Origin of the sequence: Shewanella sp. (assembly GCF_013214165.1) — a bacterium.
Lineage (GTDB): Bacteria > Pseudomonadota > Gammaproteobacteria > Enterobacterales > Shewanellaceae > Shewanella.
In genome coordinates, this window is the sequence record NZ_JABSSM010000025.1 from 44900 (window position 1) to 68307 (window position 23408).

Below are 23408 nucleotides of genomic sequence, written 5' to 3' on the forward strand. Positions count from 1 at the left end.
GCTCCTTTTGGGAGGTGTGGTAATCGCAATAACATCACCTTGGTTCTGCCTCTGGGCGATCACTGTGACGATATTCATACTCGGCTCCTTTTGGGAGGCGTCGTGAGTGCAATCACATCGCCCTGGTTTAAGCCATCGGTGATCACGGTTCGATTCAGGCTACGGCTCCCTGGCGTCACCGGCTGTTTAATGAAACCGGCACTGGTCTTAAGGTAGACCCAATATTGGCCCTCTTTCTGAAACAATGCCTGATTAGGCACAGTCAGTACATCTTGCAGATTAAGCAGATGCACCTGAGCCTTTACTTGCCTGCCCGGCTGCATGATCGCCACTAAGGTTTTATCCAGGCTGATGGTGAATTGGAAATAATTGACCGGACTGTCCTTCTCCTTAGGTTTAGCCAAGGCATCGACTTGGGTCACCTTACCGGTGAAGGGTTTATCCGGATAAGCATCCAGATAGACGGTCGCCGTCTTTCCTATGGCGAGACCCGCCGCCTCAGATTCCTGCACAAATAACTTCGCCTGCATCACAGAGGTATCGGGCAAGAGGCCGATGGAAAAACCTGACCACATCATGTCACCCACCACAGGAAACGAGCCATCCCAACCCGCCTGATAGACAAATAAGCCATCATGAGGGGCGATGATCTCCATCTGGTTGAGGTTATTCTCATAACGGTTTATCTTGGCTGAGTGACCTTTCTGCCTGAGCTTTATCAGCTCCTGCTCGGCAGCAGCCTGATCGCCATGCTGATCTAGCCCCCAATCGAAGTAATGCATCTTAGCGACAAGATAGTCTTGATTACGCATCTGATCGATAATCTCTATCTTGGTATAGACGCGCTCATCGTCACTGAAGAAACGTTCGGCTAATGCTTTTTCTTCGCTAGTCACTCGGCTACCCGTTGAGAGTGCCTGACTGATGGTCTTGTCCTTCTCTGTCTGCATCTGACTATCGAAGCTCAACTTGTCAAAATCGAACTGCTCCATCTTGAGGCGATAATGTTCACGGGTGGGATCCATTCTGGCGACGACATCCCCAGCCTTGACTCGACTGAAGTTTTCCAAGATCCAGGCTAATGACTGTGGGCCACGTAACCCTACCGGCACGTTCACTGAGGTAGACTCGCTGGCTTCTAGCTCTCCGGTGGCCGGAATGTCGACCTTAAAGTCGGCTCGGCTCACATCCATGGTGAGTACCCCGTCGCTGGCCTGTTGACTGCAGCCCGCAATCCATACCAAGCTAAAAACCAGTAAGCAGTTTCTGAAACTAAACATCATGGCAGTAATACCTCCTGACCCACATCGAGTCCGGTGTTTATTGATACCAGCTCTTTGCCTATGGTGCCTATGGTAACGGCTTGCTTAGACTCGCCAAACAAACTAGGTAATAGTACATAAGCCTGACCAGCCTCGTAATGAACGGCGTCCAGTGACAACAGAAGTTCCTGTTTATCATTGGCGATATCGATGGCTATTTTTGCCGTCATACCCGGTCTCATCAGGTCGGTATCCGCTTCATTTATGCTGGCCACCGCATCGAACACCACCAGAGGCACATCCTGATTTTTATGACGAAACACGGCCCCGAGTTCGATAATTTCTCCGTAAAAGACTTTATCCGGATTCGCATCCAGTCTTATTTTGAGTTTCTGACCTAACTTGACCCGACTCGCCTCGACCTCAGGTATGGTCATGTTCACCTGCATATGATTCAGATCCGGTATACTGAGTACCGTATCTCCCATAAAAACAGACTGACCTTCCTTAATCTTATTGCCTTGAGAATCATTACCGTACACCACCATGCCTTCTCGGGGAGCGATTAACGTCAGGGATTTTATTCCCTTTTTAAGTGCTGCGACTTCGGAGGAGAACTTTTGTCGGTCCCCCTCTAACATGGCTTCTCTTTGCTTAGCACTCTGATTTTCAAGCGCTATTTTTTGCTTGTTGAGTTGCACCCTATCCTTGGCGATGACGGCATCCTTCTCATACTTGATTCTATCGATTGCGGCGACAGTTTCATCAGACAGTTTAAATTTACGCTCCGCTTTGTCGAAACTCATCTTAGCCTCGGCGAGCGCTAGCCTCAGCTCCTCCAACTGTTTGGCATTACGCAGTTTAGATGTTTCAATGTCTTGCAGGGTCGCCTCTAACTTGGCCGTCTTGACCGATAGACGTTGGGTCAGTTCGGAGGTGTCGAGTTGAGCGACCATGTCGCCTTCTTGAACCAGGGAGCCTTCCGCTGCGAGCTGCTTGACCTGATATTGCCACACCCTACGGATCGAAGGCGGCTTCATAGATACGGTATCGGCGGATACCAGCTCTCCGGTAGCCTCGATACTCTGTCTTAACACTCCTAGCTCCACCGAAGTCACTGCCGCCCCGCTACATGCCGTTAGCAAGGAAAGCGAAAGCAGTAAACTCGAGGGCAACAAGCGATGTGATAGCGGTGAAATCTGAAATACCTTGCTCATGATACGGCTCCGGTACTGACTAAGACACTCATGCCGGGAACGATCTTGATATCTTCATCGGCCGCAAAACTCACCTCAACCTTGAACCAATTACTCTGACCCCAGGCTGGCTGTTTCTGCGCCTGGCGGCCGATATTTTTAATACTGCCGCTAAACGGCTTGGCCGACTGTGAATCCAGTCTGAGTGTCACTCGGCTCCCCACGGCTAACTTGTCGACATCCACCTCATTGACCCAGGCGACTACCTCTAGTTCTTCCATCGCCGGCACTCTGGCTATTTGCCGGCCAATCTGTACGGTATCACCGACGGCAAATTTCTTATTACTCCAGGGATCGCTACCATAGAGCACAGGGCCTTTTATCTTGGCCTTGAGTTCGAGTTGCTCTAAGCCGTTTAATGCTTGCGCTAACTCTAATTGCGCGCGGCGCCGTTCTATGGCTAATTGCGCCTTACTGGCGGCTTGTTTGTCCAATACTTCTTTGAGCGCCTGTTCGACCTTAGATAACTCGCTGCCTGCCTGCATCAAGTTAAATTGATTCTCGGCATAATCTTTAGCCGCGATATAATTCGCTGGCACATCGGCATCGAGCCGACTCTTCTCGAGTTCAGATTCTTGCTGTTTAACATCGAATTTGGCCTGCAGCACACTGGCGGTAAGATCGATACTCAGACTCTGCTCCTGAGCCGTGACCCGCAGCAGACTCGCCTCTAGCTGTTCGATCTGATTGGCAATTTGGCTCTTGTCGAAGATCACCACGGTCTGACCCGGCTCGGCAATTGAGCCCTCGGGCAGCATCCACTGGATTTGATAGCGCCAGGCATCACCGGCCTTAGGCACCATAAAGGATTGAGACTGCACCGAGGAGATCTGTCCGGTCAATAACAAGGTCTGCTCGCCTAGGTTGGCAACGCCTGAGTCTGATACATCACTCGTCGCTGTACTGACATTCGTTTCTCCGGCCACCAGCATATTGACCGGTAAAGAAAATGCAGTCAGCAAGACAAGTTTTGATAGCAATGGAGATCGATGTAAATTAAGCCGCATAGACACCACGCTCCTCTATTTCTACGATATGGCCATCCCGCATGCGGATCACCCGCTGGGCATAGGCTGCCACTTCCTCTTCGTGGGTCACTAAGATGATGGTTTGGCCCGCCTTATGCAGCTCGGTGAATAGATCCATGATCTCCACCGATGTCTTACTGTCCAGTGCACCCGTAGGTTCATCGGCCAATAAAATAGCAGGTTTGTTCACCAGAGCCCGCGCGATGGCGACTCTTTGCCTTTGACCACCGGACAGCTGATTGGGTCTATGATTTTGACGTGAACCTAAGCCCACTCGCATCAAGAGCTCATTGGCATAGCTGGTATCGTTATTAGGCGGGATGGCAAATCGTAGCGGTAACAGCACGTTTTGCAGCGCACTCATTCTAGGCAACAAGTGAAAACTCTGAAACACGAAACCTATGTCCTTATTTCGCACCGCGGATAGCGCATCATCATCCAGGCTGGCAACCTCTTGCTCATTGAGTTGGTAGCTCCCCGAGCTAGGCTTATCCAGACAACCTATGATGTTCATCAAGGTGGATTTACCCGAGCCAGATGGCCCCATGATCGCCACAAATTCATTTTGTTTAATGGTGAAATCGACACCTCTGAGGGCAAAAACTGACGACTCCCCCATCTGATACTCTTTAGTTAATCCATTCACTCTTATCATAATAATCTCTCACTGACACTCATATTCCATCCCTAGAATTTAGTCATCGTGGTTATTTTTATTAGCCTGGGTTCGATTGTTTTGCTTATGCCGCTTGGTATTCCACTAGTGAAAGCTTTGAACTCATCAGGTTCAATGCTTGTTCAGTGCCTTGATACCATGCCCTACAAACGCGTGTACAGGCAATTAATTTTAATTAACTTTGCAAAGTTAATAGATAATAATTAACGAAAATCACTGCAATGACACATAGTCGAATATTCACCCGTGGCGCAGATTAGTGAGGACCTGATTAATCCAATACCCGTTCCACTAGAGTAGGTATTAGGTAAGATAGATCCCCATTAGGCTCAAGGCCGAGATACTTGAGAACAGAGTCCATTGGAAAAGGTGCTTGAAGGGCGCATTTATGTCACTGAAGAAAGCGAAATATATCTGCCATACCGCGAAGAGGGCGAAGTTCAGTGCGACAAAGAGCACCAGGCTAATGCCTTGCATATATGACACCAGATCTAAACCGCAGACGGCTAATACCAGGGTCGATAACACCAGAAATGCCGACACATAATGAAATACACAGTGCATGACCGCTTTAGCCACGGGATCGAAAGACGCCGCTAGCATAGGATTAAGGTACTGCTTCACACCATAGGTAAAGTGACCGATACAGGTCAAACAACCAAGAATTGCGGCCGCGATAAAATAATAGTTCATAGACATCCTCACATTTAATCTGTGTCACTAATGAATGGTACTATTCAGATAGACAGAGAAGAGCACATTTTTATTGCAACAAAAGAGCCCAGTGGCTCTTTTTTATAGCAATAATAACGCTGTGAAGCACTGCCAAGTTACATGGTGGCCATGATCCAATAGTCCAGGCGCTGCTGCGGTTCTGCAAGTAAACTTTTACAGCTGTCCTTATACTTGCTCATCAAGTCTCGTAAACTCTTGTTGTCCGGCAGTGATGCCAAATGCTTCTGCTGAACGCTCGATAACCCATCGGCGACATCTTCTTTAGCCTGATACTCCTCAGCAATCGAGATGGCCTTGACCGATGAACTCTTCAAGCGTTCACCGACAGCCTGCATCTGAGGCGCATTCATAGCAGAGATGGCAGCGGAACTTATCTGGTAATAGGATGCACACTCGATCACTTCATTGCTAAATATCATTTCAGCTTCGCTAGGCGCCGCAGAAACAGTAAGCGGTGCCAAGCATAAAAGAGGGAGAATAAGACTATGTTTTATTTGACTAATACGTCGATTCTTAATCGATATTAAGCGAGTAGTTGAACTCGGCATTGGGGATCCCTTTCTTGTTATACAGCTTCACCTGAGATGAAACGGCTCTAAGGCGTAACTCGTAACCTTGACTATATTCAGACAGGCCTAGTTAATCAAGCGCTGCATAAGTTATTGTTCATGGATTGTAGACCGCTAGCCAGGAGTTAATCAAGCGTCTTGCTTGGCACTTAGGCATACCAGAGTTGCCAGAGTTACCCATCCGCCACTGCCAGAGATAAGGCAGCAGCCAGCTCTAGCGTTAAAGGTTCAAGCACTATATCTTCGTACTATATATTCGTACTATATCTTCGCCCGATTAGCACTGGTTTCGCTGTGCACTAATCGATAAAGCAAGACCTCTGAATTGTCCTCTTCCCAGACCATGGTCGAATCGAATGCCATACCCACTTTCTCTAACACTGAGATGGAAGCTGTGTTCCCCGGGCTCACGACCCCCCAAAGTCGTGAAATAGACAGGTCTCTACTGTGGCTAACTATCGCCTGAGCCGATTCGACCGCATAGCCTTTCCCCCAGAACGCAGGCAGAAACGCATAACCGAGATCGGGAGAGTCGAGCACAGAACGTTTGACTAAGCCGCTGAGACCTATTGGCTCTCCGCTGGATTTTAACTGCACCACATAGAGACCGAAGCCATGTTGTTGGTAACTGGATATCGGTCCATCGATAAGATAGGTCTGGGCCTGACAAAGATCCCTGACACCACGATCGCCGATGTTTTCGATAAAGCCTGGGGTGTTTAACAAGTCTAAGATAAACTCAACATCGGTCAATACAGCGTGCCTAAGAATGAGTCTGGATGTTTCTAAAACAATCAATTTTATCCCTATTTATCTAACAGAATCCGCTAACAAAGATGAGCTCAACCATGATTACCGCCGAACTAAGATCAATATTAGCCGACGCTATCTATGACTTTTCAGCGCTAAAGGTAGCGAGCAAACTCACTGCCACTCTTACCTGGCTTCGAGGGGGCTTTTATCGCTTGAGTCCCCAGATAAAGAAACCCGACGATTTGATCGCCATCAGATAAACCTAAGCTATGGTGTACTCGCTTATCGAACGCCAAGTCACCCGTTCGCCAAATACCACCCAGCCCGAGTGCAAAAGCCGCCTGCTGCATCGCCATTGTCGAACATCCTGCCGCGATCAACTGCTCAAGCTCAGGGACTTTCCCATGAGGCTGAGGCTTAGCGACCACCACGATCACCATGGGTGCCCTCAATGGCATAGACTGGGCCTTCGCCTGTTTCGTCTCATCGGCACCATTTTCAATGGCCGCTTGTAAGAAAATATTTCCCAGACGATTAAGGCCTTCGCCTTGAGCGATAATAAACTCCCAAGGTGATAATCCCCCATGATCGGGGACACGCACACCGGCGTCTAAGATGACTTTTAGTTGAACTTCATCGGGAGCGGGGGCTATAAGGCGTGGGCAAGATTGGCGAGTCAGCAATAATTCAGTCGCGTCCAAGAGTATTTCCTTCGGTGATGGGCTTGAATAATTCAAGTGTTCTAACTTTGATTTACAGGCAAGAATAACAAAGACGCAAATAAAAATCCCACCAATGTGGTGGGATTGACACAATCTTCAAGCTGAAAAGGTCACTTTATGCGATGTATTCAGGCTATAAACTAGTATCAGGATAACGTTTAGAGACTCGCTTACGGATGAAGTGATCCACACTGGTATAACGTCCTCCACCTAACATCACCAAGGCGAGCAACATGATCGAATACGTTATCGCGAACTCGATACCATTATTTAAGATGACAAAACTACCTGAGCTAGTCAGCCATTCATAATTGCCATGTTGCTGTAATATCGCTTTAGCGGCATTGAGCTTCTCACCCGCAGCCAGTACTTGATCATTTGCCAACCAGGAACCACCATCGGCTATGGCTAACCAGCCATTATTCCAATGCACGGAGAAAGCCGCGACTAACATGGTAGCGAGTAAAGGTATGGAGATTAATCGCGTCCCGAGACCAATAATCAGCAAGAAACCACCGACAAACTCGGTCCCCGCCGCCATAGTCACCATCACTTCAGGCATAGGCAGGCCTAGCCCCCAATCAGGGTTGCCAAACCAGGCCACAGTATCACTGAAATGAGATAACTTATTATATCCCGCTTGCATCAACACAGGTGCCAAGTACAAACGTAACGCTAAGGGAGCGATACCCGATACCTGCTCCACCACATTTAAAAACTTCTGATACGCGTTAACCATTAACATGTTTACTCCTGACAAATGCTATTGTCAGAATAGACCATATTGACAGGGAATATCTTTCATCTTTATATCGAACTCAGAGTAAACAAGGTGAATGCTGCGGCAGTGCCTGCTGGCTTAGGGCGAAATTAACGCATAAAATTGACTGAAACAATCCAGGTATTTCGCCCTATTCTCATTGCTTGAATCTACTGCTAAATCAACAGTTTCTTCTACATCAACCTCGGTTCCCGCGTCTGCAGACATCAGCAGGGACCAGCAGGCGGAAAACACCCAATAGATATTGATTGCCGCGGGCAATGCTGCTTTGGCGTCAAGGGTTAAATTCGGATGATTATCCAGATAGGCATCGATTAAAAAATGCCGTTGCGTCGTCGACAGCGCGTGACTCGATAACACGCCAGCCAGATCGAATAACGGATGTGAACTGCAGGCATATTCGAAATCTATGCACTGAAGTCGGCCATTTTGAAACAATAAGTTATGCGGGTTGAGATCTCTATGGCTGTATTGTTCCCCCAATGCGCAGGCATCGAGTTCATCTAACCATAGACTGATGTCGTCTCTAAGAGACAGGAGCTTAAGATGCTTCTCTCGCCACTCTCTGTGCTGACGGCCCCCACCTCCCAGCGCTTGCTCATTGCAAATTTTGCTCCATATATCATACATAGAAGCCTGATAAATGGACCACTGCCTGGATACGCTGAGACTGTTTTCTGGGCATTCGAGTCCGGCTAACTCGGTCAAGAGTCGCAACAGTGCTGACTCTGCGCCGGGCCAAGGTATCGATTCATCGATAAGGGGGTGCGCCGATTTGGCGGTGATCAACTTACCCCAACTTTGCCCCTCCTCTTGCTCGATATATTCACTGAGGTAATATTTTCTGTCGTCACTGACAAAATACAAATCTGGTGCCAGCCCCCGCTCCGCCGCAATTTTCCAGTTTTTTACCTCGGCATCGCGATCACAAATTTGACTACTCGCCAATGAGTTCACTCGCAATACCCAACTGGCATGTCTATCTCGAATCAAGTAATTTTGATTACTCAGGCCCTCAGCCAACACAGACACTGAAACAGAAGAGGACAGCACTAAGCCTGCCCCTTGCAGACCAGTCTTCACCTCCTGGGGCAAACTCGTCAATCCTTGGAATTGCTTCATCACATCCAATATCTCATGCTGTATCTCATGTTATATATGTCATGCTCTCGCTCTATTGAGCCAATGCCATTTTTTGATCACGCATCGCCGTGCGCCATAAGAAATAGCCACCTATGGCCATACCGACATACAAGATAAATAACAGTGATGTTAGCATGAGCCCTTTTTGCAGATAAAGATAGATGGAGACGAAATCGATCACCACCCAATAGAGCCAGTTTTCTAGCACCTTTTTGGCGACTAAATAGGTCGTCATAACCGCGAAACACGTGGTCGCGGCGTCGAGGTAGGCATAGGAAGCTTGGGTATAGGTCGCCATTAAATAGCCCACGACCACTGAGATGCTAGCGGTGGTGAGTATAAGCAGAATATGACGTCTCAGACTCCAGGAAATGACTTCGATGCCAGAATCATCCCCTTTGCCCTTTGACCACTGACGAAAACCATAGACCGCCATCGCCATGTAGTACACATTGAGCACAGACTCCATCAATAGCGACACTTTCCAGAAGAGCGCCGTATAGATAGCCGTGCTGGCGAACGCGGCAAACCAACAGAAAATATTGCCCTTCATGGCCAGTATCAGGTAGGCTGCGGCTAGCACTACTGCAACGGCCTCCCAGGCAGTTAATGCCGTTGCTTGTATTAATGCACCGTTTATGGTGCTCATGAGCGCGGACCAAAAATCTATCATCATTTTTTCCGATATAAGACTTTGCTAACGTAAAACAGATGCTCGCCATACTCTTACAAGTCAGGCGAGCATAGGCTAAACAGGTAAACTTAATCCGATAACTTTATTGAGTGTGTGACAAATCCAGCTCACCACCAATAAACTTACACACGAACACAGCCTTGCCCCACTTTTCATGGGCAGCCTGCATCTCAGTCGCCAGCATGGCCATCACGTCGCCATACTCGCCACACACCTGAGTAGCCATGGCATTGGTCTTACGTTCAATATTCTCATAGCTATCCAGACGGTCGATGAACCAGAGGATAGGATCCAGGTAGTTATCTTGCAGCGGGTAACAACTTATTTCGGCGGTTAATTTCATTTTCTGACCTCAGGTGACCCGCTTTTTTAGGCGGAGTCACAGCATTAAATTTCTGTTTTGTTACACTCGTTTTAATCTTTCAGCCCCAAGCGGCAGCGATGTTATCGTGCTGGGATACATTAGTGAAACTTGACGCTGACAGTCAATCCTAACTGGCGTGGATCACCATAGCGGATATATTGCTTATCTGCCCAGCCTTGATCTGGCTCATTACCAAAATAAAAGCCCCGTGTGCCGTATTGCTCATCAAACAGGTTCTTGCCCCATAGATAAGCCGACCAGACCTCGGTTTCATAGCCGACACGGGCATTGAATATAATATAGGCTTCGGACGTAGATTCGTTACTGTCTGAGTAGTAAAACTCACTCTTGCCACTGGTGGTCACGTTCGCGAACCAACCAGAATCGCTGCGATAGGTCGCTCCTGCACTGTAGGTGAAGTTAGGTGAATGGGCTAGCTCACGACCGGTTAGATCCACCGTCCCACCGTATTTATCCTGATAAGAATAATCGCCATAGGCCGTCTCTAACCAACCAAGACTGGCATATAGCTTGAGGTTATCTGTCGCATACCAGTTGGCATCTAGCTCGGCACCATAGTTGTGTGAGCTACCTGCATTCTCGGTATATAAGATAAATTTATGCGGATCGTCGAAGCTCTGCTGAGATGCTGAAACTTGCTGATCGCGTCTGTCCATAAAAAATAGCGATAAATTGGTGCTCACAGCGCCATCGAGCCAGCGTGATTTAAGCCCTATCTCATAGTTATATAAGGTTTCGGTATCATACTCTTTCTTGTCTGCCAGTTCCGCTGGCAATGACATGTTAAACCCTCCCGCCTTATAACCACGAGCGATACGCGCATAGGTTTCATGATTGCTGTTTAACGCCTTGCTCAGAGCAATATGTCCGCCCCACATGGTTTCACCTGGACTAAATTCATCGCCAGCACTGTCGCTGTAATCACTGTCTCGACGTTCGACTCTCAGGCCGAAGGACAAAGCATAACCCGCACCGAGATCTGAATCTAATTGGCCAAACACGGCAGTATTATTCGCTTCATATTCGGCAGCAAGCGTGTCTATCCAACCGTTATATTCTTCAATTGTGTCGTTGTCTTCAGTTAAGCGCATACCATAAACGCCCAGTAACCAATCGGTGCTCCCGCCGAAGATACGTCCAGCTTGAGTTGAGCTGAGTCTAAACTCTTGGCTAATGGTTTTTCGCTCGCCCTGTTTGTCCCAGGTATAATCGTATTGACAAGGCTCACCGTCACAATCGAGTCCCCCCCAGTAATCAGAATTAGCCCAGTCGCCATCATAGTTATGCTGCGTTCGAGACTTGGCATATGACGTCAAGGACACGAGCTCGAACTGCTCGGCAGCCGAATAAGTAAACTTAAGCGAGCTACCTGTGGTGCGTTGCTTATCGACGCCCGGCGCATCGGTGAAGGTATTTTTGCCATTGTTATCTAAGGTCCATACATCATAGCCATTATCAAAATCGGCTTGAAGCAAGGTAAAGTCAATCTGCAGATCGTCGCTGGCATACCAGCGTAATTTCGCCCGACCGGAAAACTCCTTCCTGGCATTGGTATCGTCTCGATCTAGATAGAGGTTGTTTTGATAGCCATTCTGCTGATGTTGCTGCATCGAGACTCGGTAGAGTAATTTGCCCGAATCCGTCAGCGGCCCTGAGCTAAAGCCGCTAAACGTCGTCAGGTTATCATCCCCCATTGACACTTCAGCCCCATGCTCAAACACATCGGTTGGGTCATTGCTCTTAAGGTATATCAAGCCGGCTAACGCATTGGCGCCGTATCGCGTACCTTGTGGACCACGCAGCACTTCTACTTGCTGCAGATCATACATGCTGGCAATCATGCCCAGGCCAGACATGTCGATATCATCGATAATGTAACCAACAGATGAATTTGGCGCACCTTGGTATTCCTCCTGCTCGCCGACACCACGAATTTGGAAATATTTAGGACGAGAACTGCCGCCGGACCAGTTAAAGTTTGCGATGGAGTTAAGCACATCTTCGAAGTGCTGCGCGCCTTCGTCTTCTATCTGCTGCTGATCGATAATCGTAATGCTCGACGGCATCTTATCGAGCGACGAGCCGCGAAAATCAGCAGTCACCACGATCACTTCCATCTCATCGGAAGGTGTGTCTGTTGGTTCAACAGCGAACGCGTTTGGGCTGATTAGTGCGGTCGATACCGCAAGCGATAGCACAGAGAATCTCTGCAAGACGGGTGAATCAAAACATAAAGATTTAAGTATAAACATAGGACCCCAAATTATAATTTTTGAGATCCGGCAACTGGAAAAGCGAGAAAGGATGTTGTGGTCGACTACAGATGTCCTTAACAGACACCTCGAAAGCATCAAACCTATTGGCCCATTCCTACGCCGGTATTAGCCGGATCAGGTTCAAAGGGTTTGTCATCTGACATCTCAGAAACTGGTATATAAAAACAGTCTCACCCCTTGGCAGGCGCAATTATACATGAATCACACAAGGTATTGACAAAGATATGCCATGGGGTGGTGAATTTACATACACATGAGACACAAAAAACGTCGGCCAAGCCGACGTTTGCCTATTTTATCGCGGTACGCGTTCAATCAACAAAAGATTAATTAGAGAAGGCTTTTCTCACATATAGCTCATAGCGAACGGCGTTGGCATTGGGCGCTATCGCCATGACTTGCATACGCTGCATGCCGTGTAACTTTAATGACTTCCATGGGCTGGCCTCATCTTCTAGGGTAAAACCATTTATGTCATACCAGGTAAACTTGTATTGCAGTCGTAAGTCAGTGGCGACCTTACTCATGATCACCCCAGAGCCTTGCAGTAAATCCCCCTGATGACGGGCCTTTAATTGCTCGACTGCAACTTCACGAGCGAAACTGCTGTTATCGACTCTGACTTCACCGCTAGAACTGGCCATCACGCCCGCAGTGTGCTGAGCGCAGGCCGTGAAAATCAGGGCCGATGCTAACACCAAAACGATTTTTTTCATTACATTCGCTCCAAATTGATTTAGCCAATAAATAGGGCTAATCATCACCTACTTTTATAGCTGATGATTTATAAAATGAGATTAATCGACCAAAAGATCGACAAAGCGAGTCGCGATTTGCGTCAATGGGAAAAAATCTGAATTGACCTGCATACCTGTTCGCTCTCTATTAGCTGTCAATGCTCAACATTGGACCTAAGGAGCAACCACCCAGTAAGTGCATATGTATGTGAAACACCTCTTGCCCACCGTGCTTATTACAATTCATTATGATGCGATAGCCATCTTCGGCAATCCCAGCCTCTGCAGCCAATTTTGCGGCGACTGTGACCATACGACCAAGCGCCTTCTCATCCGATGCTTTTACATCGTTTGTCGTCGGGATCAAATGATTGGGGATGATCAATATATGGGTCGGCGCTCTGGCATTTATGTCTCTGAATGCCGTGACTAGATCGTCTTGATATAGGATATCGGCGGGGATTTCACGTCGAATTATTTTGCTAAAAATGGTTTCTTCAGCCATCTGACCGTCCTCTTTTCTTTAGGTTGCCACAGTATACCCATAAATTTATAACTTGTGAGGATATGGGAGTAAAAACAACCGACGACAAAATCACCAAAAACACAAACTCACAACGAGTGACACATATGTGTACACCAGGGAATTGACACCTTACATGCTGAAAGGTTGCAAGCAAAATAATCTGTAAAACATGAGCCAGATATCGATCACCAGGCATCTATTGTAGCTTTTAACCGCTCTATTTAGGCTTTATATCGATTGGTATTGATACCATTTGATATAGCTGATGAGATTTCAGCTTGATACGCTAAAAAACATAGATATAAAAATATGAGAATGACTCACTCCAGTCTTTTCCAACAAGACTTTAGTCCCATCAGCATTGATACCCGTCCATGTTTTCCCCACACAAATGGCCTGGATAATACAATGGTAAGAGCTTAATTTACTTTCTGTTACAGCCACTTGCCCATAACCAGCCGCCTCTAAATACGCTATTGCCTCATCATAGGCTAAAGTTAAGTCACTAGAAAATGCCTTAAAAGATTTAGTTTTTAATTTGACGCCAGTTATCCCTTCATCGCTATTCCCAATCAAGATATATTGTGTTGATTGAGTGTATGGATCAGGCACGTAATCTGTAATAACATATTGATAATTACTGGCATTTATGACCAATCCGAAATCAGTAAGGCTCTGTCCCCAGCTAATTCCAAATGGTCCGGACGCATATAGACTCATAGGCAATATAGATAATAAAAATAACAAATGTTTCATCAATTTAATGTATGTCGATTAATTTTTTGTCAGGATACATTACAAAAAAATTAAATCAACATAATATGCCTACAAAGTAATAACCCCCCATAGGCTCATTTGAGCTATAACCAAGTTGGAATTCGAGCGCTTGCTTAAATTTAACTTCTGCGTTACATCAATCGTCCGCCGAAATGAAATAGGCCGTATTGAGCAAAAGTTACCAGCAAACGACACGCATCACAGATGGATCTCGTGCAGATGAGTCTGTGCCCACGCTATCGCTTGCCCACGACTGGAAACACCTATTTTTCTGAACGCTCGATAGAGATGAGTTTTAATGGTGCTCTCGCTCACAAACAACTGCATAGCGATATTGACATTAGTGCTACCGCTAAGCAGCGCCTGAAGGACTTCTCTTTCTCGAATGGTCAGATTATCACTTCCGTCCTGATTCGATTGGTCATCGCCACTGTTATGGATTAACTGAGCCGGGATAACAGACTTACCGCGCAAAATATTGGCTAAGCCTTGTCCAACGTCTTCTAATGAAGCATCACAATAGAAAATACCGGCAGTCACTGTTGGATGGATCAGAAAACGAGCATCGATCTGTCTGGGATAGTGGAGGAATACGACTCTCGAGGCGTGTTCTTTCTCGACGTGTCGCTGAATTTGATACGCTTTTTGTACGTCAACCGTGGCTAAGTCAATAACGATAAGTGAAACACCTCCCTTCTTGATTTCCGGCTCCACTTTCTCTGGCGTCACCTTGACTAACTTAACCAAAAACTCTTGGGGCCAACGTGTATCCAGAAGATCGGCAATTAATTGAGAGCGTGAAACAACAATCCAATTTATGACTTTAAACATACAGCTGACTCCATGTCGTATTATTTACTGTGCCGGACGCCTTAGATTTAACAATTAGATTACACTAGTACGATAGATGTATCTATAAATATTATTTATTATTATTTAATATTATTTATTATTATTTAATATTATTTAATATTATTTAATATTATTTATGTATCAGCTTCAACATAGATATCAGTCATCTGGTTATTCTCATATTGGATGACATCGACATCATTACCCGCATAAAACCTGTTAGAGGCTAAGAAGATTCAATAAGGTTTTTCCCATTTTATCCATGTTTATAGGCAACATCTTGCATCCTGCTTCAACTAGTCAGACTATTGTTGTTATTATTTCGTTAACAGCAGGCAATATAATCATCCAAAAGTATGAAGCTAGATGCCGCAAACACCCTGTTCTGACTAGCAATATAATACCTTTGCACTACCTATAAGTAGGTACTGGCTAGCCAGTGAACATCTCATGAAAAATAGCCTGCCTCACTTACAAAAATCATTGATGATTAATACCAATTAGTAACTTAGCAGCAAGAGTAATGTACTCAAACCAAACAATACCGAGACACCTTGCCAGAACCTCACGGGATCCCTGTCTAACAATGAGCGTCCCATTTCCGGTTTGTCCCAATTCGCCAGTGGTTGATTGAGTTCATATAACAGCTCACTGGTATCGTTCTGACGGCGGCTAGGGTCGAAACTTAAGGCTTGCTTCAGTGGTGGGTCCATCCATAAGGGAATGAGTGGATTGAGTTCATAGCTAGGGACGTAAACCAGCTTGAGATAATCTTGGTTGGTGCGACATTGTGCCAACTTTCCTTTGAAGGGCAGCTGGCCGGTAAGCATCTCGAAGGTGATCACCGCCATGGAAAACAGATCGGCTTTGTTGGTTACCCTATATCCCAATACACTCTCGGGGGCGGAATAGTCAGCTGTACCTAAGATACAGTCCCGTTGAAGAGGCGTGGCAATCTCGGCTATTCCCTTGATATGACAAGAGCCAAAATCGATAAGCTTAATCTGGCCTTCATAGGTCAGTAAGATATTATCGGGTTTAAGATCTTGGTGTATGGTTTCCTTACGATGAAACGCCCTCACCCCTGACTCTATCTGTTTTAGCAGCACCAAGACCTCTTGCACCGACGCCTTAGGATTACGTGTGATCCAGGTACTCAAGGACATGCCGTTCAGATGCTCAGTGACATAGTAAAGCGCACTTTTTATTCGTTCCCTGTCTAATAACTTCACCACGTGCGGGCTATTTATCCTGTGGCCTATCCAACTCTCCAGCATAAAACGTTCGATATAGGCCGCGTCATCGAGATAATTAACCGATGGCGTCTTGATGCAACGCTTATTGCCATCGGTATCGGATGCAAGATACACCTGGCTGCGTTGACTCTGATGTAAGACCTCTTCTATCAGATAACCGTCTAGCTTCATCCCCTCAGACAGTGGCGGCGGAAAAGGTAACTTAGACAGCTTCTGATAGAGATCCTCGATAGTTAACCTAGGTAATGTGTCTATGGATAACAGCTGACAGCTGACATTATCCAGACTGCCCGCATCGATTGCCTGAGCACACAATTGCCTGCAAAACTCATCGTGAACGATGGCGGAGTCTGTCTCTTGTTTAAGGCTTAGTTTACGTCCTGCTTTAGACTCAGGTTCAGACTCTGGTTTATAACGTGAAGTAGGCATAAACTCAGACAATTTAACAGCCAAATCTCGATCACAAATAATGTCATGAATGCCGTCTGTGGTCAGCAGATAGAGATCACCCTGCACTAACTCCAGCTTGCGGTAATCCACGTCCAGTTTCACATCTAACCCTAATGCCCTCGCCAGATAGCGCTTGTCTTTGCCAAGCACAGTCACATGATCCCGGCTCAGACGCTCAAGCTTGCCCGCTCTGAACCGATAGGCTCTGGAGTCACCGACATGGAGCAAATAAGCACTGCATGATTTAAAAATAAGGGCGGTAAAGGTGCATACATAGCCCCGCTGCGCCTCTCGATAGTCCTGACCCAAGCCGTACAGCCAACGATTCAGTGCGGTAAGTACCTGAGAGCTGGATTTCTCGACGCTCCAGGTATCCGGCGTCGAATAGTAATCTGAGATAAAATTACTGATGCTGATGCCGCTGGCTTTCTCTGCCGCTTCTGCGGCGCTCACCCCATCACAGATTACCGACACGGCGCCCTTAGTGGTCAACATCAAGCCATCGGGGATACGTATGCCGATGGCATCTTCATTAGTGGATTTGGCCCCTCGGGCGGAGCACTGACCCGCCCCGATCTCAAGCTCGCCATCCAAAGGCAGCTCTCCATTGAGAGACGGGTCTGCAACTAAAGTCGGCTCCTGATGTAAGACAGGCTCAGGTTTAGATGTTAAATCATCTTCAACCAGACTCTTACTCAATGACACTGCGCCCGATGCTGACATACCTTTCCCCTTCTAATTCTTGATTAATTGACACTGATTAAGGTCACTTCACCATCCTCATTCACTTCGGCGATATGCCCCTTAGGCTCAGTGAGAAACAGCAGACTCACAAGACCCAGCACAGCACTGGCGGCGATAACATAGAAGAAGATTTGCGTAGACACCATAGAGTAGACAGTCAGGAAAAATACAGCTCCAACGTTACCATAGGCGCCGGTCATGCCGGCAATCTGACCGGTCAATCGACGTTTAATCAAGGGAACTGCTGCAAATACCGCCCCTTCACCGCCTTGAACAAAGAAAGAACAAGTCATCACCATAATCACAGCCAAAGGTAATGCCCAATCTGAGGTTATTTGTGCCATACCAAGGTAACCCAATGCCAATCCAGCAGTCAAAATCATTAAGGTCGGCTTACGACCGAACCTGTCACTTATCCAGCCGCCGCCCGGTCTTGAGACCAGATTCATGAAGGCATAAGTGGATGCCAACATCCCCGCCTGAGTCAGTCCAAGCTCGAAGGTTTCAGCAAAATACAGCGGCAACATGGAGACCACTGCGAGCTCTGAACCAAAGGTCGAGAAATACAGCACATTCAATACTGCAACCTGCTTGAAGGGATAGCGTTCAAACTCGGGAACCGGCCCCGCGAAGATATGCTTGTTCACCTGATAGGTTTGATACAAGTCGAGCATTAACACACCAACCAAGATGCCATAGATCCCATAAACCTCCATCTGAGTGAACATGGCGACGCCCGCTGGTGATAACTTCCAGCCCAGTAATGCCAAGGTGGCGTACATGGGCAATTTCATCAGGATAAGCAGGGCTAAATCCCCCTTGCTGGTCACTTCCAGCGCGCCCGCCTTCTTAGGTTTAAAGTAGGTTGAACCCTTGGGGGTATCGGATACATTGAAGTAATAAATAAAGGCGAACACAAAGCTCATCACGCCTGTTAACCCAATGGCATATCTCCAGCCATTATCTCCACCGAAGGCAATGGCTATAGCGGGTAAGGTGAACGCGGCGGCAGCCGAGCCAAAATTGCCCCAACCGCCATAGATCCCTTCGGCCGTGCCGAGCTCTTTCGCCGGAAACCACTCGCTGACCATACGAATACCGATAACGAACCCTGCACCGATAAAGCCGAGTAGGAAGCGCGCCAGCGCTAACTGTTCGAATGTTTCTCCTAGTGCGAACATGAAACAGGGAAAACTACACAATATCAGCAGCGCCGAATAGGTCAGCCTAGGACCAAATTTATCGGTCACCATGCCTATGATAATCCTCGCGGGGATCGTTAACGCCACATTGAGGATGAGCAGTGTCTTAATCTGCTCATTGGTCAATCCTAAGCTCAGGGCAATCACCCCCATCAGAGGCGCGGCGTTAAACCAGACCATGAAACTGACGAAGAAGGCCATCCAGCTGAGGTGCATTATTTTCATTTTTCCCGAGAAGGAGAAAAGATTAAATTTGTCAGAACTCATCATTACCGCCTTATACTAACTGAATAATTACCAGAACTGTCATCGGCGCTTTTCACCAGCACCTTGCCGGCTTCGCACTTGATCTGGTACACCTCGACACGTAACGACTCATCTTCGATACAAGAGCCATCATGCAAGCTGTAATGTTGCTTATGCAGAGGCGATGCGACATAAATATCCCCTTGCAGATCACAGATAAGCCCGCGGGATAACAGACTCACGCCGGTGGCGGGATCGGTATTATCCAGAGCAAATAATCCTCGCTCGCCTAAGTTAAAAATGGCGATGGCCCTGTCCTCAAACCAAGCCGCAACCCCACCAAAGTCAGGCAATGCTTTTTCTTCACAAATATTGACCCAATTCATACTTGTCACTCCTTTAAGCCAATGGCCTTACTTAGATAATTCAACTAGCTCGACGTTTTTGCATGTGTCACTGGGCAAATTAGTCACGGCAATCGTGCCTACTGAGCCCGCAGGGAAACGCTGTCCACGGCTATAGCGATATTGCTCCACATTCACTTGGGGCATTTTTTCTGGATTAACAAATTCACTGAATCGAGATAGGAACTCAGGATTTTCAAGGCTGGTTCGCCACTCACACTGATAGGTCGAGATGACTTTTTTCATCTGAGCTTCCAACTCTGCCGCCACCCCAAGACAATCATCTATGATCACAGATTTAAGGTAATCCAGACCTCCCTCTAAGGACTCGAGCCACACGGAAGTGCGCTGTAAACGGGCGGCTGTCTTGGCGTAGAAGATCAAGATACGGTCGATATAGGTCACTAAATCTGCTGTAGATAAGTCGGTTGCAAACAGATCTCCATGACGAGGTCGCATGCCTCCGTTCCCCCCCACGAACAGGTTCCAGCCCTTGTCACTGGCAATGACACCGATATCTTTACTCTGAGCCTCGGCACATTCTCGGGTACAACCCGATACCGCAAACTTGATCTTATGTGGGGCACGTAGTCCCTTGTAGCGATGTTCCAGATCTATGGCTAAACTGATTGAATCTTGGACGCCATAGCGGCACCAGGTGCTGCCGACACAAGACTTAACCGTCCTTAAAGACTTGCCGTAGGCATGGCCTGTCTCGAATCCCTGTTCAATTAATTCTTGCCAGATCATCGGCAAGTCAGACAGCTGAGCCCCAAAGAGATCGATGCGTTGACCACCGGTGATCTTGGTGTAGAGATCGTGACGCTTAGCAATCTCGCCCAGGGCGATTAACTTGTCTGGAGTAATTTCGCCGCCGGCGATACGAGGCACCACAGAGTAAGAACCATCTTTCTGAAGATTGCCCAGATAGGCATCATTGGTGTCTTGCAGGTTGGCATGTTGAACCTTGAGTACATATTCGTTATCTAAGGTGGCAAATATTGAGGCGGCAACAGGTTTACAGATATCACAACCTAGGCCCACAGCGGCAGCTTCCCCCTTGCCATGAGTCTTAATTAGGCTGGTGAAATCGCCTATCTCCTCAAGCTGACACAGATGAAACAGCTCCTGTCTGTCGTATTCAAAATGACAACAGATCCCCTTCTCAGTCTCTAAACCTTGCTCTTCCATGGTCTGAGTGATCACGCTCTGAACCAGGGCGCTACAACCGCCACAACCTGACGCCGCTTTAGTGCAGGCTTTCACTTCAGTCAGACTCTGGGAGCCGGCCTGAACGCTCGCAACTATGTCGGCCTTAGTCACCTGGTGACAGGAGCAGATGATCGCGTCATCTTTCATCACGACGCTGGCGCCCTCTTCGCGCTGCAGCATGTCAACTGCGGGGCCAACAAGCTCATCACCAGACAAGTATTGATTCAACAGCAGATTGTAATCGCTGGCATCACCTACAAGGACAGCGCCTTTGAGATAACGGCCAGATTCATCTAACCAGAGCTTCTTATAGGTACCGGCTTGATTATCGGTAAGCTCGACAAATTGTGCCTTATCAAACCCACGACTCTCACCGATTGACGCCACGTCCACCCCAAGCAACTTAAGCTTAGTGCTCATATCCGCGCCTTCGAACTTCACTAAGCTCGAAGATGTGCCAGCCTTGTTAGCAGCGACGTTAAGATGGGATACCGCCGCCCGCGCCATCTGATAACCCGGCGCGACCAGACCAAATATTCTCTGCTGCCACAGGGCGCACTCACCGATGGCGTACACATCGTCGGCCGATGTTAAACAGCAATCATTGATGACAATGCCGCCACGCTCACCCACTTCTATGCCGCTTTGTCTGGCTAGACTGTCCTGGGGACGAATACCGGCGGAGAAGACAATCATGTCTGTTTCAAGATAAGTATCGTCATTGAAATTCATCCGGTGCAGCGCCGACTCACCGGCGACTATCGCCGTGGTTGCCTTGCTGGTATGCACAGACACCCCTAACTGCTCAATCTTGGCGCGCAGCAGATCACCCGCCTTATCGTTGAGCTGTACCGGCATCAGCTGAGATGCAAACTCAACCACATGGGTATCTAAGTCTAAGGTCAGTAAGGCATTGGCGGCCTCTAATCCCAGTAAGCCACCACCGATCACCACTGCGGATGTGGATTTCTCGGCGGCTTGCTGTATCTGCTCAAGATCATCTATGGTGCGATACACCATACACTGGGGCCTGTCTCTGCCCACGATGGGGGGGACGAAGGGATAAGATCCCGTGGCCAACATGAGTTTGTCATAAAACCAAACATCACCATCTTGGGTATGCAGGCACTTATTCTCGGTATCGAGCAAGGTCACCTCTTTGCCAAGGTGTAACCTCACTCCCTGCTTGGCATAGGTATCGACATCTGCCAGCATTAAGCTATCGGCACTGCCGGTGTCGAAATATTTAGACAAGTGCACCCTGTCATAGGCTGCGACTCGCTCACTACCAAATACCTCTACTTGAAAGTGTTCATTGAGCCCTTGACTACAAAGCTGCTCTATAAAATGATGGCCAACCATGCCGTTACCCACGACGAGTAACCTAGGTTTAGGCTCCAAATCTGTTTCTGCACACTCCATAACACACTCCCCATCTCATTTTTGAATCTGCGGGTCTAACAAAAAGGCGCCATGCTCTCAAATGAGAACATGGCGCCATTGCCGATTAGATCCGAATTTTTTACTTATTGTCTTATAGCTTATTTACTTATTTACTTATTGCAGTGATTATGCCAATAAAGCATCAAGAATAAGCTATTGATTATAATGTGATTGACAAGATCATTGGCAAGAAGGGCAATGTGTGAACGCACAATCAAGGCGCTTCTGCACCATTTTGGGCGGAGATGAAATACTTAAGTTTGACTGGATAGGTTTGAAATAGTGAGGCTTTGAAATGATGAGAATTGAAGAGTGACGATAGATAAATGAAAGCTTAGCTTAGCGGCAATTGTTGAACCAGCTGCTCAACAGAGATGCCGCTGTCCATCGCCTGTTTTTGTAAGAGTTTATGGGCTTGAGATTCACTCAATCCGTTTTGCTGCAGTCTCGCCTTCACCTTGGCCAGCAACTTTTGCGCCGCTAATGCTGATTCTAATTGAATGATCTTCTCTTGCTGCTCGTTGGCCAGGCTGAACCTCATCTTTGCCAGTTCTATGACTTGCTCTAGTCTAGCGGGATCAAACTCACCGGGTACAAATGTCACCCTGCCACATTCGAGTAATCTCGTCAGGTCCTCTTTGTGCCAGCACTGAGCATTCACCACCAGCGGGATGGGAGAGAATTGCATCAGGCGTAACAAGAGTTGAAGATCGACGCCAATCATCTCTGAGCAAACATAAACGAGAAGATCTTGTTCATTGCAAAGGGGGACTCGCTCTATATCCTGTAACTTAGTTAAGCTAGTAACTTGCCAGTGAGTATCATGGATATGCAGCTCATCAGGTTGATCTGTAAAACAGGTAAAAATAGTCATCTCATTCTCCAGGCTTGCTCGGCTAACGATTGAGCGTGTGAAACGGATTGACACTTATCTTGCAGTAGATAAACTGCCGACAGTGTACTGATAATGCTCGCCTCGGCAATGTGTTCGAGCTTAGCCGATATTAATACTGATGATGAAAACTCTGAATGACTCTCACGGCGAGTGTCACTCGCCTCGCCACGGTGCCAAATATGACGCAATACCAGGCAAGCTTGCTGCGGTGAAAGAGCAAGCTCTGATGACAAGGTGTTGATGCCAACAAAACCTTCGAGCTGGGTGGGAAGATGAATAACTTGGCTGTCATCCCGTGATGCGATAGTCAGCTCGGTGGAGATCCTGGGATTAATTTCAGTCTCTCCCTGAACCCCTTTAAAAATGCCGACTCTAGCTTCGAGT

Annotated in this window: 22 protein-coding genes, 1 pseudogene and 1 riboswitch; all 23 genes and pseudogenes read right to left on the reverse strand. The window is 47.4% G+C overall.

What is annotated here, in order from left to right; translation table 11 throughout:
* Positions 1–74: 74 nt before the first annotated feature.
* On the reverse strand, positions 75–1283 hold the full coding sequence (locus HRU42_RS09365; protein WP_295030542.1) for an HlyD family efflux transporter periplasmic adaptor subunit: 1209 nt from the start codon (positions 1281–1283) through the stop codon (positions 75–77).
* Complete coding sequence (locus tag HRU42_RS09370) at positions 1280–2479, reverse strand: efflux RND transporter periplasmic adaptor subunit (protein ID WP_295030543.1); 1200 nt, start codon at positions 2477–2479, stop codon at positions 1280–1282. The genes HRU42_RS09365 and HRU42_RS09370 overlap by 4 nt, the downstream gene beginning before the upstream one ends.
* Entirely contained in the window at positions 2476–3525 is a 1050-nt protein-coding gene (locus HRU42_RS09375) for an HlyD family efflux transporter periplasmic adaptor subunit (RefSeq protein ID WP_295030544.1), read from the reverse strand. The genes HRU42_RS09370 and HRU42_RS09375 overlap by 4 nt, the downstream gene beginning before the upstream one ends.
* Positions 3515–4201, reverse strand: coding sequence for an ABC transporter ATP-binding protein (locus HRU42_RS09380; protein WP_295030546.1), 687 nt, complete (start codon positions 4199–4201; stop codon positions 3515–3517). The genes HRU42_RS09375 and HRU42_RS09380 overlap by 11 nt, the downstream gene beginning before the upstream one ends.
* A 324-nt stretch (positions 4202–4525) precedes the next feature.
* Entirely contained in the window at positions 4526–4915 is a 390-nt protein-coding gene (locus HRU42_RS09385; protein WP_295030547.1) for a hypothetical protein, read from the reverse strand.
* Positions 4916–5052: 137 nt separating this feature from the next.
* The gene (locus HRU42_RS09390) at positions 5053–5505 is read right to left on the reverse strand and encodes a hypothetical protein (RefSeq protein ID WP_295030549.1); all 453 of its coding nucleotides are present in this window, start codon (positions 5503–5505) and stop codon (positions 5053–5055) included.
* Positions 5506–5787: 282 nt separating this feature from the next.
* A complete protein-coding gene (locus tag HRU42_RS09395; protein WP_295030551.1) occupies positions 5788–6324 on the reverse strand; it encodes a GNAT family N-acetyltransferase in 537 nt (178 codons plus the stop codon).
* Positions 6325–6431: 107 nt separating this feature from the next.
* Positions 6432–6980 carry an NAD(P)H nitroreductase gene (locus tag HRU42_RS09400; RefSeq protein WP_295030553.1) on the reverse strand — a complete coding sequence of 183 codons (549 nt, stop codon included), beginning with the start codon at positions 6978–6980 and terminating at the stop codon, positions 6432–6434.
* A 154-nt stretch (positions 6981–7134) separates the two neighbouring features.
* Positions 7135–7746, reverse strand: coding sequence for a DoxX family protein (locus HRU42_RS09405; protein ID WP_295030554.1), 612 nt, complete (start codon positions 7744–7746; stop codon positions 7135–7137).
* A 114-nt stretch (positions 7747–7860) separates the two neighbouring features.
* Positions 7861–8904 carry a phosphotransferase gene (locus HRU42_RS09410; RefSeq protein ID WP_295030576.1) on the reverse strand — a complete coding sequence of 348 codons (1044 nt, stop codon included), beginning with the start codon at positions 8902–8904 and terminating at the stop codon, positions 7861–7863.
* 52 nt (positions 8905–8956) lie between these two features.
* Positions 8957–9598, reverse strand: coding sequence for a nicotinamide riboside transporter PnuC (pnuC, locus tag HRU42_RS09415; RefSeq protein WP_295030556.1), 642 nt, complete (start codon positions 9596–9598; stop codon positions 8957–8959).
* Positions 9599–9701: 103 nt separating this feature from the next.
* Entirely contained in the window at positions 9702–9962 is a 261-nt protein-coding gene (locus HRU42_RS09420; protein WP_144047032.1) for a hypothetical protein, read from the reverse strand.
* 119 nt (positions 9963–10081) lie between these two features.
* On the reverse strand, positions 10082–12256 hold the full coding sequence (locus HRU42_RS09425) for a TonB-dependent receptor (protein WP_295030559.1): 2175 nt from the start codon (positions 12254–12256) through the stop codon (positions 10082–10084).
* Positions 12257–12354: 98 nt separating this feature from the next.
* Positions 12355–12468, reverse strand: a riboswitch (TPP riboswitch).
* Between the two features lie 138 nt (positions 12469–12606).
* Positions 12607–12996 (reverse strand): YcfL family protein, encoded by a 390-nt coding sequence (locus HRU42_RS09430; protein ID WP_295030560.1) that lies wholly within the window; start codon positions 12994–12996, stop codon positions 12607–12609.
* Between the two features lie 169 nt (positions 12997–13165).
* On the reverse strand, positions 13166–13522 hold the full coding sequence (hinT, locus tag HRU42_RS09435) for a purine nucleoside phosphoramidase (RefSeq protein WP_295030562.1): 357 nt from the start codon (positions 13520–13522) through the stop codon (positions 13166–13168).
* A gap of 294 nt (positions 13523–13816) precedes the next feature.
* On the reverse strand, positions 13817–14299 hold the full coding sequence (locus HRU42_RS09440; protein WP_295030563.1) for a hypothetical protein: 483 nt from the start codon (positions 14297–14299) through the stop codon (positions 13817–13819).
* Between the two features lie 219 nt (positions 14300–14518).
* On the reverse strand, positions 14519–15151 hold the full coding sequence (locus HRU42_RS09445) for a LuxR C-terminal-related transcriptional regulator (protein ID WP_295030565.1): 633 nt from the start codon (positions 15149–15151) through the stop codon (positions 14519–14521).
* A 521-nt stretch (positions 15152–15672) separates the two neighbouring features.
* Positions 15673–17601, reverse strand: a complete 1929-nt coding sequence (locus HRU42_RS09450; protein WP_295030567.1) for a bifunctional protein-serine/threonine kinase/phosphatase — start codon at positions 17599–17601, stop codon at positions 15673–15675.
* Between the two features lie 23 nt (positions 17602–17624).
* Positions 17625–19091, reverse strand: a complete 1467-nt coding sequence (locus HRU42_RS09455; RefSeq protein ID WP_295030569.1) for a NarK family nitrate/nitrite MFS transporter — start codon at positions 19089–19091, stop codon at positions 17625–17627.
* Positions 19092–19093: 2 nt separating this feature from the next.
* On the reverse strand, positions 19094–19456 hold the full coding sequence (gene nirD / locus HRU42_RS09460) for a nitrite reductase small subunit NirD (RefSeq protein WP_295030571.1): 363 nt from the start codon (positions 19454–19456) through the stop codon (positions 19094–19096).
* A 27-nt stretch (positions 19457–19483) separates the two neighbouring features.
* A complete protein-coding gene (gene nirB / locus HRU42_RS09465; RefSeq protein ID WP_295030573.1) occupies positions 19484–22108 on the reverse strand; it encodes a nitrite reductase large subunit NirB in 2625 nt (874 codons plus the stop codon).
* Between the two features lie 355 nt (positions 22109–22463).
* The gene (locus HRU42_RS09470) at positions 22464–23003 is read right to left on the reverse strand and encodes an ANTAR domain-containing response regulator (protein ID WP_295030574.1); all 540 of its coding nucleotides are present in this window, start codon (positions 23001–23003) and stop codon (positions 22464–22466) included.
* Positions 23000–23408: pseudogene (locus HRU42_RS09475) on the reverse strand (glycosyl transferase); the annotation flags it as partial. The pseudogene HRU42_RS09475 and the gene HRU42_RS09470, both read right to left, overlap by 4 nt.